Annotated in this window: 15 protein-coding genes; 5 read left to right on the top strand and 10 right to left on the bottom strand. The window is 63.5% G+C overall.

Annotation, left to right across the window (positions count from 1 at the left end):
* Nucleotides 1-556 precede the first annotated feature (556 nt).
* Nucleotides 557-805, bottom strand: a complete 249-nt coding sequence (locus tag AXW83_RS24455) for a hypothetical protein (RefSeq protein ID WP_066618611.1) — start codon at nt 803-805, stop codon at nt 557-559.
* A gap of 544 nt (nt 806-1,349) precedes the next feature.
* Here AXW83_RS24455 and AXW83_RS24460 point away from each other — a divergent pair.
* From AXW83_RS24460 to AXW83_RS24470, 3 genes are all read left to right on the top strand, one after another.
* A complete protein-coding gene (locus AXW83_RS24460; protein WP_156640370.1) occupies nt 1,350-2,213 on the top strand; it encodes a hypothetical protein in 864 nt (287 codons plus the stop codon).
* Between the two features lie 171 nt (nt 2,214-2,384).
* Entirely contained in the window at nt 2,385-3,677 is a 1,293-nt protein-coding gene (locus AXW83_RS24465) for an AAA family ATPase (RefSeq protein ID WP_066618615.1), read from the top strand.
* A gap of 50 nt (nt 3,678-3,727) precedes the next feature.
* Complete coding sequence (locus AXW83_RS24470; RefSeq protein ID WP_066618617.1) at nt 3,728-4,624, top strand: hypothetical protein; 897 nt, start codon at nt 3,728-3,730, stop codon at nt 4,622-4,624.
* An 83-nt stretch (nt 4,625-4,707) separates the two neighbouring features.
* Here AXW83_RS24470 and AXW83_RS24475 read toward each other — a convergent pair whose 3' ends face one another.
* From AXW83_RS24475 to AXW83_RS24500, 8 genes are all read right to left on the bottom strand, one after another.
* Nucleotides 4,708-6,516, bottom strand: coding sequence for a tyrosine-type recombinase/integrase (locus AXW83_RS24475; RefSeq protein WP_156640372.1), 1,809 nt, complete (start codon nt 6,514-6,516; stop codon nt 4,708-4,710).
* A 279-nt stretch (nt 6,517-6,795) separates the two neighbouring features.
* Nucleotides 6,796-7,725 (bottom strand): sensor domain-containing diguanylate cyclase, encoded by a 930-nt coding sequence (locus AXW83_RS26840; protein ID WP_082767387.1) that lies wholly within the window; start codon nt 7,723-7,725, stop codon nt 6,796-6,798.
* A 256-nt stretch (nt 7,726-7,981) separates the two neighbouring features.
* Nucleotides 7,982-8,305, bottom strand: a complete 324-nt coding sequence (locus AXW83_RS24485) for a hypothetical protein (RefSeq protein ID WP_066618628.1) — start codon at nt 8,303-8,305, stop codon at nt 7,982-7,984.
* Nucleotides 8,302-8,478 (bottom strand): hypothetical protein, encoded by a 177-nt coding sequence (locus AXW83_RS27375; protein WP_156640374.1) that lies wholly within the window; start codon nt 8,476-8,478, stop codon nt 8,302-8,304. The genes AXW83_RS24485 and AXW83_RS27375 overlap by 4 nt, the downstream gene beginning before the upstream one ends.
* Nucleotides 8,475-8,600: a hypothetical protein gene (locus tag AXW83_RS28080; protein ID WP_257722109.1), complete on the bottom strand. Its 126-nt coding sequence runs from the start codon at nt 8,598-8,600 to the stop codon at nt 8,475-8,477. The genes AXW83_RS27375 and AXW83_RS28080 overlap by 4 nt, the downstream gene beginning before the upstream one ends.
* Before the next feature lie 386 nt (nt 8,601-8,986).
* The gene (locus tag AXW83_RS24490) at nt 8,987-9,643 is read right to left on the bottom strand and encodes a sensor histidine kinase (protein ID WP_066618630.1); all 657 of its coding nucleotides are present in this window, start codon (nt 9,641-9,643) and stop codon (nt 8,987-8,989) included.
* 33 nt (nt 9,644-9,676) lie between these two features.
* The gene (locus AXW83_RS24495) at nt 9,677-9,910 is read right to left on the bottom strand and encodes a hypothetical protein (protein WP_066618632.1); all 234 of its coding nucleotides are present in this window, start codon (nt 9,908-9,910) and stop codon (nt 9,677-9,679) included.
* Nucleotides 9,911-9,913: 3 nt separating this feature from the next.
* On the bottom strand, nt 9,914-10,306 hold the full coding sequence (locus tag AXW83_RS24500) for a hypothetical protein (protein ID WP_066618634.1): 393 nt from the start codon (nt 10,304-10,306) through the stop codon (nt 9,914-9,916).
* A 360-nt stretch (nt 10,307-10,666) separates the two neighbouring features.
* Between AXW83_RS24500 and AXW83_RS24510 the strand changes: the two genes are divergently transcribed.
* Together AXW83_RS24510 and AXW83_RS24515 are read left to right on the top strand one after the other, a co-directional pair.
* Nucleotides 10,667-10,942, top strand: coding sequence for a hypothetical protein (locus AXW83_RS24510; protein ID WP_066618640.1), 276 nt, complete (start codon nt 10,667-10,669; stop codon nt 10,940-10,942).
* Nucleotide 10,943: 1 nt separating this feature from the next.
* A complete protein-coding gene (locus AXW83_RS24515; protein ID WP_066618647.1) occupies nt 10,944-11,285 on the top strand; it encodes a DUF3102 domain-containing protein in 342 nt (113 codons plus the stop codon).
* 27 nt (nt 11,286-11,312) lie between these two features.
* Here the strand turns inward: AXW83_RS24515 and AXW83_RS24520 are convergent, their stop codons facing one another.
* Nucleotides 11,313-12,590, bottom strand: coding sequence for an ImmA/IrrE family metallo-endopeptidase (locus tag AXW83_RS24520; protein WP_066618650.1), 1,278 nt, complete (start codon nt 12,588-12,590; stop codon nt 11,313-11,315).
* Between the last annotated feature and the right edge of the window lie 553 nt (nt 12,591-13,143).

Genomic DNA, 13,143 nt, shown 5'->3' on the forward strand with positions numbered 1-13,143 from the left:
CGCAGTGTCACACCATTGGCGTTCCGGAGCCAGAGCCTTCCTCTGCCTTCGTCGCCGATTGCCCAGCCTTCGCGAAGCTGGACATAGGCCCCGACGAAATCATCGACGTTATGGAGCCCGTAGACAGTGCCCGTGGCCCGTAGTCGCGAGGCGCCTATGCCGCCAATGCCCAAGCCCGCCGCGGTGATGTCGAAGGACCGGCCGCGGAAGTTCAGCTTTCCGCCGCCGATCGCTCCGGAGCCGATAAAGGCAACCTGAAGCTGCTCGATCCTTACAGTTCCCGAAGGCGGACCCAGCTGGGACGAGCGTCGTCGAAGCGGCGAAGCGGCATCAGAACCCGACGACCGCCGAACTGGCTCGCGCGGCCTTCGGCCTGGACACGCCCACGGTGAATGCGGCCCTGACGTCGCCGCGGGTCTTCGTCGCGGGAGCCGACCGTCTTCTCGCGGCGACCAATGCACTGGCGCCCAGCAGGGACAGTGACGACTACCCCGCCGGGGTTCACTGGCTCGAACGTGGGAAAACGCTGGCTGACTACGTCACCGATCACCTCGACCTAGAGTACCGACTCGATTCTGTCCGGCACCATCTGCGCTGGGCCGACAACTTCGCAGCACTGCATGAGAATGGCGAGCTCAGCCCGGCCCATCGCGACAGGCTCGGCCGGGCTCAGGCCGGCGCGACGATCCTGGCTCTCGCCGATCTCGCCAGGATCGGGCTCTGGCCAAGCCGTGGTCCCGAGGACCATCAGGTCAAGACCCAGGCGCGCGAGCTGATGCGGACGAGGCAGGATCCGCAGCAGCATAAGGCCATCGTCGAACTCGCCTTCGCGATCGGGAAAAGATGCAGTCGAGCTTTGGCGCGCTCACCGCGCGCCTGGGCGAGACCGAAATCTGACGGGCTCCGGGGAGGGCATGGGCGACCCGGTAGCCAACAACACGGCGCCAGGACGCGCCCAGGAAGGACAGATCGGGTCAGGAGCTCGCAGGAAGGCTCCCTGCGCACATCCGGTCCAAATCGGTGGCTTCCGCCGCGGGCCAAGAAGGCCGGGTTGGCTGCAAGGAGGATCCAGGACGGCACTCCCACCACATTCATGGGCGAGGCCGAGCCAGGACGGCAACAACACGGCAGTAACACGACGCGAGGACGGTCAGAGCCGCGTCAGACGAGATGAAGGCGCTCCTCAGGGGCGCCTTTGTTCACGTCCCGGGAGAATGGGCAGGCAGCAGCACCATGGCTGTAACCCCACACGAAAGATCCACATGACTGACGAAACGCATTCTGTTCCTCTCGAAGAGGAGCCTCTCGCCCAGGACGCCCGCCCGATCACGCAGCCGCTCGGAGCGCTCGTGGCGATCCTCCCGCAGGACCCGCTGATCAGCGACCTGATCGCGCTGCGTCGCGCGAAACCGGATCTGGCCGAGGCCGCTCGGTCCGCAACCTTCTTCGAGGCGATGCTCCGGGTGCGCCCGCACGGCGTCGGCTTCGGGCGGCTCTCCGGGTTGGCCCAGGCCGGCCTGCAGCTGCTGGCCGCGGCCGACGAGGCGATCGTCGCGATTTGGCCGGTTGACGACAGTGAGGTCGCCAAAGCGAAACTCTCGCTTCACCCCGATCCCAAAACCCAGCGCCACCTGCGTGGTGACCGTCATCTGCGGGTCGTACTCGCCGCCCTTCATCCGGGCTATCTGCGCGTCGCGGCGCCGGCGACGCCGACACCGGATGATCGCGCGCTGGCGTCCTGGCCTGTCCGACATGACGTCCGCGCCGAGGACAACGTGATGCTGCGGGATGGCGACACCTACGGCGAGGCCGAGTGCCAGCGCCTGGCGATGTTTGCGCTCAATGGTCCCTCGGTGGCGCCACTGATCGCGCGCGCCCGCGAGCTGCTGGTGGCGTCCGACCAGCTCCGGGTGCAGGCGATGCGGCTGGGGCCGGATGCTTCCGAACTGCGGCTGGCGTCCGAGGGCGCTCTAATCTCGGCCTATTCGCTCCTCGCGCAGGCCGCCCTCTGGCCGAGCCGGGATGATCGGGACGACATCGCCGCCAAGGTCGAGCTGATCACGCTGGTCAACGACCGCGTCAGCAGCGCCGATCCGACCCACATGATCGCCGCCGTCATGCTCGCTTATGAGCGTTCACGTGAGGCGGTCCGGCTGGGCAGCGCGCCCTTCCGCTGGCGGCATCCGAACATCGCGTGGAGCGACATCGTCTGAACCTCGTTCATCCCACTATCAACGTCGCTCATCAACGATGAGCGACGTTCACGGCCTCATGACAGGCGGCGCCGCGCGGTGCCGCCTGTTCGCGTTGAACCGGGTTCACGGAGGGTCGGACCGACCACCCCGTCGAACGCTCAGGGTCGGTGGAATAGCGAAACCAGCTCGATGACCAAGGACACCTACGACTTCGCGTTCGCGGACCAAGCGCTCAAGGCGCGTGTCGTGCGGGCGAAGCGCACAGCCTCCCGAAAGACCACCACCGAGGAAAAGCCGACGGCCGATGCTGACGTCCCGATCACGGAAACGTCGCCTGGACGCATCGACGACAGCGCCACGATGATGGCGGTCTACGACCACGCCGCGGTCGAACGCCAGATCGAACTCCTGATCGGCAGGCCGTATTATGGCGACAGGGAAGAGTATCTCGGCTCCCCGCTGCCGACACTGAACGAGTCTGACCAGTCCCGACTCGATTGCCTGATCGGTCTCCACCACGATCCGCGTGACGGACGCCGCGAACTGCTGTTTGGAAGCGACGAGCATATCGCCAACCTCGCGCGGGCCCGCAGACTCTGTCCGGGCTTCGAGGGGATCATCGACCTGATCAGCCGCGCCGTTCACCTCGCGATCCGCACCGGCACGCCGCTGTTCGTGCCGCCGCTCTTGCTGGTCGGACCGCCCGGCACCGGCAAGACCCATGCAAGCCGGCAGATCGCCAGCGCGCTTCGAACCGACATCCATTCTGTCAGCTGTGCCACTAACAGTGACGCCCAGGCGCTCGTGGTTGGGCACCCGAGCTCGTGGAAGGCCGCCCGCATGGGCGTGCTGACCGAGGCGATGGCATCGGGATCGTCTGCCCAGCCCGTCATCGTGTTCGACGAGGTCGACAAGCTGGTGACCCACTCGTCCGAGAAGCCCTACCACACGCTTTTGACGGTGCTCGAGCGCGAGAACAGCAGCGCCCTCGTCGACGAGTTCGTCCGCGTGTCGTTCGACCTCTCGGGCGCGATCGTCATCGCGACGGCCAACGACATCGAGGCGCTGCCCGCCTTCATCATCGACCGCTTCACGACCTTCGCGATCGATCCCCCCGTCGGAAAAGCGCTTCTGTCGGTCACGCGACTGGTCGCCGAGGACGTCGTTGCCGAACTGCGAGATGCCGTGGCGATGCCGGCCGATGACGTCCTCCTGCGGGCCGCGCGGCACAACCCGCGTCGCCTCGGCAAACTGTTGCGGCTGGCCTTCGGCTTCGCCGCATCGCAGGAGCGCGACGCCCTGACCATCGGCGACATCGAAGCCGCCGAGGCGCTCGCCATCGGCACGGCGCAAAGCCGACCGATCGGGTTCATCCATCCCATGGCGGATACAGGTGATCGCGGGCGCGAGGGGAAGGCAGAACTCCATCGCGGGCGCGACGGTCGTCAGAAGGCGGGGAAGGAGCATGAAAGTGAGGGCTGAAGGGGAATACCCCCCTGAAAGCCGCTCGACGACCTAACCGAGACCGAACAATGACCACCAAATCGATCACACCACCCGCCGGCACCGGTGCCGGCCTCATCCCGCAGAGCCCCCAGACCTCGACGAAGCAGCCCGGAGTCCCGCTGCTGCCGCCCGGAAGCGCAGGCGCGGTCACGCGCTGGTGGCCGGTGCGCTGGCCGCGGGTCGGCGGCGTCGCGCTCCTGCCGCTGTCGGCTGCTGCCTTCACCAGCGAGGCCTTCCAGAACGCCTATGTCCCCGGCACGCTGGCTTACATCTACTGCGCCGGCTGCGGCGAGGATCACCGGATGCCGCAGGTCGCCACCGGCCTGCTCGGCGTCGCCAAGCGCCTCTTCGCCGCGATCCACAAGGTATCGGTGACGTCGCAGGTCAAGCTCACCAACCGTGTGCGCGAGCTCAACCGGGATCGCTATGGCAGCATCACCATCAGCGCCGACGGGCACCTCTGCTGCGATCGCGGCTTCGACAACTGGATGCTGCAGCACATCCTGCCCGAGGGGATGCCGCTGCCTGGCTCGCCGGTGTCGATCAGCGACCGCTGCCTCCCGGTCCGGCTGCCGCTGGGGCTCTCGCGGGACGAGTTCGAGGAGCGGCTGCACCAGCGGATGCACCATGCCTCCCTCAATGCCTGGCTGAAGACGCCCGAAGCGCGGCGCCACTGCGCCCAGATCGGCTACGCCCCGGCCGAGTTCACCCGGCAGACGGCCTACGGCTTCGGCGATAGCGTGCGCTTCAGCGAGGCCAAGGAGTTCTACTTCTTCCGCCCGAAATCCGATGACGCGGACCGCCTCATCCGGATCGCCGAGGCCATCATCCACGACTGGGTCACCAATCCGGCGTCGCGGCGCAAGCTCGTCAGCTACAAGTCGCTCGGCCAAGGCTACGTCAAAGCGCTTCCGGCGGTCTAAGTCCGATGTGACACGCCATCCCCGAGTAGGGCCGGCGGACTGATCGCCGAGCAAATCGAGCGAGGTCCGCCGGTGGCGCAACCTCAGCTCTTGCTGATGACGTAGCGTGGGTACCGGTCCATCCTCACCTTCAAGGCGGACATCCGCCCACGGAAATATCCGTCCGAGACGTCCTTGCCGTGGTTGTGGCCGGTGATCGCGTTGCTGAAGCGCTTCGAGATGTTGGCTTCCTCGGCACGGGTCACGAAGGTGTGTCGCCAGCCGTGGTTGGGGCTGACGCCGTCCTCGAGGGTGACCTGCTCCTGGACCCATTCTGCCAGCTCGCTGGCGCGCTGCTCCTGCTGGCTGCGCGTCGCGCCCTCCTTCTGAGGAACGTCGCCGACGAACAGGAAGCCGGCTGGAGCCCTTTCCCAAAAGCTCAAAAGGCCCTCGTCGACCAGCGCAGGGTGCAAAGGTACCTTGCGAGCGACATTCGTCTTCGTCGTCGGGAAGTGGATCACCCAGATGCCGGCTTCTTGCCGAATGTCGTGGCGGCTGAGCCAGCAGACCTCCTGGATACGGGCGCCGGTGTAGGCGCAAATCCATGGCGCCCACCGGCGCGAGGCGGAAGCGCGCGGGTAGCGCCGGCTCGGCCTGGCATTCCGCGCGGCGATCAGGATCGCGGAGACCTCGTGATCTTCGAAATGCTTCTCCCTGGTCGTCGTCTTTCGATCCACGTCGAGCTTGATACCCCTGGCGGGGTTCTCATCACGCTTGCGGCCACCCTGTCGCGTCGTCGCCCACGCAAAGATCGAGGAAACGGCGACGAGGTCGTTACGGTTGATCGTCCGCGGGGCGATACCGTCGACATCCCTGCGATGGTTCGCCCAAGCGAAGATGTCGTCGCCGCTGACCAGTCTCCAATCCTTGCCCTTCCAGAACCGATCGAGCGACTCGAGCGATGGGCCATACCGGCGCAGTGTGCTCGCCGCCTTCTTGTCGGTCTGATAGGCGCACCAGCGCTTGTAGAGATCTGCGATGGACTCGAGCTCGCGGTCGCCTTTCGGCCCCGAAGCTTGCACGGGTGTGACGGGCGCCTTCCACGCCGGCAGGTTCTTGCCGATCTCGTCGGAATGATCGGCGCTGGCCAGGCGGCGCATGGCGAGATCGCCGAACGCCTCGGCGATGTTGACGAGCTCCTTGGCCACCCGTCGGATCGACGTCTCGTCGACCTGCATCTGCTTTTCGGCCACGAGCTGGCGCGCGTCCTCGCCGAAGGCAGCCTCGACGATCTCCTCCCGCGACAGGACGCCATCGCCATGGCGCAACGCATAGGCATGCAGCGCCAAGGGATACTGCATCTCGATCGACGCCATGCGTTCGGCGAGCTTGGGATCATCGACGCCATGGTCGAGATGCCACTGCGTCGCCTCGTCGTATTCCTGGACGAAGGCCTCGATCCGGTCGTTGAAATCGTAGTCGCTCTCGAGCTGCGTGACGGCGTCCCGATAGCTTTCGCCGGCCAGCGCCTTCACCTCGTCAGGCTTGAGGGCGAGGGGAGCGATACGCAGCGAATCCCAATACGCGGCCAGCCGACCGAGCGCGGTCTGAAAGCGCTCCTTGGCCTCTCTCGCGCTCTTGGTGCGCAGCGAGACATAGACCTTGTCGGAGACGGTGACGGTGACCGATTCGCCGGCGATCGGCAGGGTCACGGCGCGGCCGCGCGCGACCTCGCGCAGCTCGTTCGGCACCCGAACGTTGAGGTAGTAGGATCCCGACTTGGTAGCGAAGGGACGGGGCATCGCAAGGGCCATGTGTGAAACCGCTGTGTGAAAGCGGATAGCCGATAAGCCCTTACAAAACCGTAACTCTTTGTCCTGCTGAGGAAAAAGAGTGGTGCCCAGGAGAGGCACTCAAGTAATGGGCTAAGCATTTTAGATAAAACATGATTACGAATCACGTTTCAGAAAAAGGCCAACAATCAGGCCAACTTTCCCATTTTTGGCCGCTGCCGCACGGATATGTATCCCGGCGCATATCGGACATGTTGTCGCAGCCCAAATTTGGAGCGGAAAACACGTAGGCCCCACGTTTCGCCGTTTCACCGGCGAACTCTCATTTTCATCCGCCGCTGCGACATCGTCGCCTCAACGAGAAGGCCGCATGGGAGGCTCGCAGGAAGGAAGATACGCTTAAGCCGCGACCTCTACCCGGTTTCTGCCGCTTTCCTTCGCCCGATACAGCGCTTTGTCAGCGCGGCGAAGCGGTGATGTCACTGATCGATCCTTCATCGTGACTGCTGTCAGCCCCACACTGGCTGTGACCCGGATGACGCCGGCGCGTGTCCGGATATTCAACTCAGCAATGCTCGACCTGAGCCGCTCGGCTACCAGCAATCCGCCGGGTTTATCGGTGCCGACGAGTAGAGCAACAAATTCCTCGCCCCCGATCCGTGCAAAGAGGTCGGTTGCTCGGAATACGCTCTTTCCGTGAGAGGCGAACATCTTGAGCACATCATCGCCAGCAATATGGCCATAGGTGTCATTAATGTTCTTGAATTTATCTAGATCAATCATCAGGAGCGACATTGATCCCCCAAACCGGCGCAGACGTTCGATTTCGAGCTTTGCATATTCTTCAAAAAAACGTCGATTAGGCAAACCTGTCAGCGGATCAGTGGAGGCTAGCTTGGCGTATTCCAGCTCTAGTAATTTGCGGTCTGAGATATCCATGTGCGAGACGACTGCACCAGTTCTTTCGCTTCTCCCTTTGATCCCTTGTCGGACAAGCGGCGTCACTCTCGCTAGAAACCAGCGCAACGCGGTGGGAGAATGACAGGGGTATTCTAACTGAAAAACCTCTTTCCGCCCCTGAAGGACGTCTTGTAGGCCATTCGAAAATTCCGATGCCTCAGCCGAGGCTGCTCCTGCAGACTGCTGGCAAACTGACAGATAGTTGGTTCCCCGATATTCATAATCAGCGCCACCCGCGTTACCGGTACTGAACTCAGCCCAGGCGCGATTCACCCCCAGTATCTGCCCGTTCAAATCCACAACGCAGATGCTCGACGTCAGCGCGTCGACTACAGACCCTGCCAGATCGCGTGCCATGAAGTTTTTCATTGGGGCGGCTCCGGGAACGACCAGTCCCAAAATGGGCGTCGTATGGCCAACGACTCTGCGAGGTGTCGAGTTTCACCCTCGTTTTATCGAGTTATCCAAACCGCCATCATTTAATTTTCTATGCTGCTGCTGACGAAGATGGTTGGCACCCCGGGTCTGCGCCGCCCTGCTGCCGCGTGCCTTCAGCGGATCGCTCTGCCATCGCTAGAATATCTGTAGGAACCAAAGCGCCGCCCCGCCCAGCGCCATCTGCTCGTCATGTCCGGCTTGGCCGGCAAGGCCGTTGTCGTCGGGGCTCGCCTTCGTCGTCGCACTGAGCGCCCTCATCGTCGGATGAAGGCTCCAGATCGCAATCGCCCCCGACGCCGATCAGTGACGCGATGACCATGTCGAGCCGGGACCGAAAATGTTTGATCCCGTCCGACCGGACCGCGAGCCGCCGGGCGATCAACTCCAGCATGTCGCGCACATCGCGGCGCTCGGCCTGGCTCAGTGGCTCAAGCAGGCCGTCGAGTTCGCCGTGGACCAGCGGGCCGAGATATCGGCCGGTGCCTGCTCGTTCGAAATCAGCAAGGCTCATGACCGGCGCTCCAGCGGAATGACGCGTCGGCCGATCAGCAATTCGCCATCGGCATAGACGACGGGCAGATGGCCGTAGAAGCCGAAGGTCGGGAGCGTCACCGGCTTGACGCGGTAGGTGGTTCGGGCTGGTCGGGTCTTGCCCTGGCGAGCCGTGATGCGAACCGGGCTCATGATTGCACCGCCTGCGCTGCCATGCGCTCGATCGCCGCCGCGAGGGCGAAGGCCTCGTTGACGCCATACTCGTCCAGCTCCGGCGAGGGCTTGGCGACGATGCCGCGAAAGGGTCGGATCAAACCGCCAGAGCATGACGCGCGCCCACAAGGCGAGCCCAGCCAGGGTGACAGGCGCCACGGCCATGATGCGGCTAGCCGCCACTTCGGTTCGGGGCCAAAACGTATCGCATTCCTCGCTGAGGGCGCGGGCTTCGTCTGATCCTTCGGCCGTCGCTCGGAAGCGCGACCATAGCGAATCCGCTTCGCTGATGATGCGATCGAACTCGGCGCCGAGGCTAAGCAGTTCCGCGTCGGGCGAGGTCGCGGCAAAGGCCGGCGGGCCGCACCGTGCGGCCAGCACAGAGGCGGCCGTGGCGGTGCCGGCAATGAAAGCGCGGCGGGTCGAGGCTCTAGGCATCGTAGAGCACTCCTCTATGAAGGGATGGGTCGGAGGGTCAGGCGGCGGCTCAGGCGGCTGGCAACAAGGCGCGGCAGGCAGCGGCGAGCGAAGCAAGGCCGGTCTCGCTCTGGCCCGTGTAAAACAGGTCCGGATCGGCCATCAGCTCCGCCAGTGTCCGAATGCCAGCGAGAGTTGTCGGAACGGTCTCGACGACCCGGCCGAGCGCAATCCTCGCGGCATCGCTGGCGGTTTCATGATGCGCCTCCAGAGCGTCGAGGTCGTGTTTTGAGCGGACCATCTCGACGCGCTGGCGTTCGGCCTCCAGCGCCTCGCGCAGACGCTGCTCTGCGGCCTCCATGCGCTCGACATTCTCAGTCGCGGACGCCCCCCGGTTGGGAAGGTTGCGCAGGAAATACGTGATTTCCGCGTTCGATTTGAACGAGAACGGCACGCCGCAGAGTTCGATCTGGAGACAGGGATCCATCAGCGCGTTCTCGGCCGCACATGCATTCTCGGCCTCGCAATGCTTGTCCAGCTTTGCGAGCCACGTGGCATCGGCCTCCCGCCAAGCCGAGATGGCGGCAAAGATCGGGTCATCGGCAGGCGCGGCAGCCGCGACGGCGGCCGGCAGGGTGGCCGAAAGCGCGGCGGCGGAAGCGAGGAAGGCGCGGCGGCTGGACTTGGGCAAGCCGGTAGCGGCTGCCCCAACGTGTGCGTTGAGCATTGAGTATCTCCTGTTGGGTGAGTGGTCAGGCTGTCAGGCGGTGCAGTGGATCAGATCGGCGCGGAGCCAGTTCAGGATGCGCAGGCAGAGCGCCTTGCGGGCGGCGCAGCCCATGGCATTGGCGGCGCGAAGTGCGAGCCGAACGAAAGACTGCGTCATCCTGAGGAAATCAGCCCGGACAACGGGCGCGCTGTAGAGCGCGGCGCGGGCGAGCTGATCGCGAGCGGCCTCGATCCAGTAGTTGAAGGTGAGCAGGCGGAGATCCATCGGTCAGGCTCCCATGCTGGACAGGGCAGCGCGCAGGGCATCAGCGCGGGCCGGGTTGAAATGCTGGCGATAGTTCTCGCGCTCGATCTCCCAGCGGATGGCGTCGGGGTCATTCCCGAAGGACGCCGCGAGCGAGACAGCCTCGGCAGCACGGGCGGTCAGACGAGCGCGGACGGCGATTTCCTGTTCGGCGGCGCGGCGCAGGCAGAACGCGTCGGCCTTGGCTGCGGCCCATGCCTTCTTGAGGAAGCGGGACATGATGGCGTGTCGGGCGCTGGCCGGCTCGCGGCGGGCGCGGCTCAGCTGGAGAGCGAACCGGGCCTCGTGATGGGCGCGGCGCATGATGGCGGCGAAGTCGAAGGTGATGCGGGCGGTGTGAATTTGAGCGAGGAGCATTTGCTTGCCTTCGGCATGTCTGTATGATGCCTCAGGTATAAGTCGCGCCTCAGGGTACTGTCAATCCCTCAGGTATCATTTAATTCCTTAGGGATTGATTATGCTGACAAGTGAGCAGATGCGGGCGGCGCGGGCGCTCCTGCGATGGGAGCAGAAGGACGTTGCCAATGCGTCGGGGGTATCCTTGCCGTCCATCAAGCGGCTGGAGAGCAAGCCGGGGCCTCTCGCGGCGCAGGATCGAACTGTTGAAGCAATACGTGCGGCGCTTGTATCGGGTGGCGTCGAGTTCATCCCCGAGAACGGCGGCGGCGCTGGCGTCAGGTTAGCGAAGCGCGCGGATGGTACGATCGGAGAGCACTGATGGCACGAGCACCGGAAACCGCCGTCTTTGTCACTCGCCAGGCAGCGGCCGAGCGTCTGATGATCAGCGTGGATACCTTTGAAACGTGGGTGCGCACCCGCTTCATTCCGGCAGCACACATTAGCAGAGGGCAGATTGTGCGATGGCATTGGCCTTCGATCGAAACTGCGCTTGCGACCGAAAAGGAAAATCGGCTGCCAGACCCCTTCATCGAGGCGCTGAAAAACATGCCGCCGTCGCGAGCGGAAAAGCGTCGCAAGAGGCTTGGTGGCTGAAATGCACACAGCAACCGGAGATTTGTTCGATAGGAGCGCCCCCGCCATCGCAAAGCCCGGCTCGATCTCGACAGGCTTCAAATACAGTGCGTTGCCAGCGGGCATCGTGGGCGAGGCGCGCGCCGTCGCCAAGCGTATTGTCGATAGCCAGCAGCTTCATCTTGAGATGGCGGTAGAGGCCGGCCGCTCGCTCGCCGGCATCAAGGACAAGCTCGGCCACGGCAATTGGCTGCCTTGGCTGGAGCAGGGATGCGGGATCGATCAGCGCACCGCGCAGCGCTACATGGCGACGGCGGATGCGTTCGGGCAGAAAATTTACAAGCTAAGGCGCCCCACCGCGTGATGGCGAAGGGCATGCCGCGTGTTCATGCTAGATCAGGCCATTATTCTCGGCTTGATACCTGACCACTTCGGGGCTTACCGTCAGTTCGGCCGCGATATCATCAACCAGATGTTTAGATTTTTCGGCGGTCCTGTATCGCAATCGAATGAACGCTTTGGGTGCCATGAGTTCAGCCGCAAAAGCTCTGCTGGCTTGTTGATCTCTTGTCAACGAGTAGGTTAGCAATTGCGAATTCTGAGCGCTTTCGGCGGTCCAAGCCGCGTATGCGCCTCGGGCCGCAGTAAAACGGCGCTGCTCCTTCCGTGGCTGGATCAGCCCCAATCTCATCGCAAGATCGTCTCTGATAACCGCGCCGGTTACATCTTCATTGTCTGTCGAAGCGAGCTGGGTCGCCTTCTCCAATTCGATCCCTAGCCGCTCAAGAAAAGCTGTTCCGCCCTTGGCGTCCGTCTCCGATATCCGGAGACCGTCACGAACGCGCGCAGCTGCGGCGACTCCTCGACGCCAGGCTTCTTGTGTCAGGATATCGGGCGGCGGCGCTATCGGGGATAGTGGAGCAAGGCTTGCCGGGTCGCTTCTGCCGGCTAGCTCTAGAGCCAGACCGGCCCGGCGTTCCGCCACTGCGAATGTCTCTGCGGTTGCCGCCAAACAAAGATCCATTGCAACGCGCTCGCCGAGATTCTGGATCGCCTCGGCCAAATGTCCGTCGAGTGTTTCGTTTTCTGCATATGGAGACAGGCCAAGCGCCCCAACCATCCGGCAATAGGCCTCCTGCTCCGGTTCGGTGGTCGAAATCAACTCAACCATTTCCTGGAGGGGCGTGCCCGTAAACCCGCGAGAGCCAAGGTGTGTTGACGTAACCGAAATGAATTTCCTCAACTCGGAAACCACCAGCTGGCGGGGGAGGGATGCAAAGGCGCCGTTGCGAAAACGAACGCCAGCGAATAGAGGTCGGCGCCGACTGGCTCGCATCTCGATCACGTCCCCAACAGGGATGATTTTCAGGTCGGGGAGCGCGTAGCCATTATCCGCGGCGGGGAAAGCGTGCCTGCTCAGGAAGTCGTCAGAATCGGCCTCGTCTTCATTCTTGCGGGGCTCCCAAAGGAGCGCCCACCAATTTAACGCGACCCACTCCGCTAGATAGTATGCCGGGATTTCGAGGCCGTCCGCGCTGGGAGTGTCTTCGCCGGTGTATTCGGTAAGATTTCTGTCCGCGAGCATCACCTTAAGATGACAAGCGGTCGCGGCCGCGATGTCTCGCGCCTCCACTCTGATCCATCTTGTGTGAACCTTAAAATCGGTCATCGGCGAAGCTCTCTTGGAATGCCGATGCCCTCGACAGGATGTCCGTGATACTCGCCCGCCTTCCGATCTTCGGTTCGAGCTTCATACCACACTTCGCCTTCCTGGTGCCAGACATACCTTGGGAAGCCGACTTCAGTCCAAGCGGAAGACACTCTGCCCGCAAATATGGCCGTCCGAATGGCGTTGAGAGCTTCCTGTGTTCGCCAGCGCCGCTCGCAGTGCATGGCAGGTTTGGGCCGCCATGTAGGACGCTTTCCCGCCTCGGTTGGGCAATGGTACTCGCTAGCAGCATAGCTCGCCCGCTCCGCCGCCTTGTTTAGGCGGTCAGCTGCGGCGTGGCTCTCGGGCCGGAAAAGCGATTTCTGTTTGTTTGGGAAGCGGGTGGTTTTCTTAGGCCGATGCATAGATGCCCCCAGGCTGCTCGCTATTCGAGCAAAACCTAACCGCGCGCGCAATACGCAAGTGGGCGCCCGTGCGCGTCAGTGCATGTCGATGCGTGTCAGTGCAATCCAATGCACAACAAATTGAAATCATTGATTTTTATCGGTTAAAC

Origin of the sequence: Bosea sp. PAMC 26642, assembly GCF_001562255.1 — a bacterium.
GTDB lineage: Bacteria > Pseudomonadota > Alphaproteobacteria > Rhizobiales > Beijerinckiaceae > Allobosea.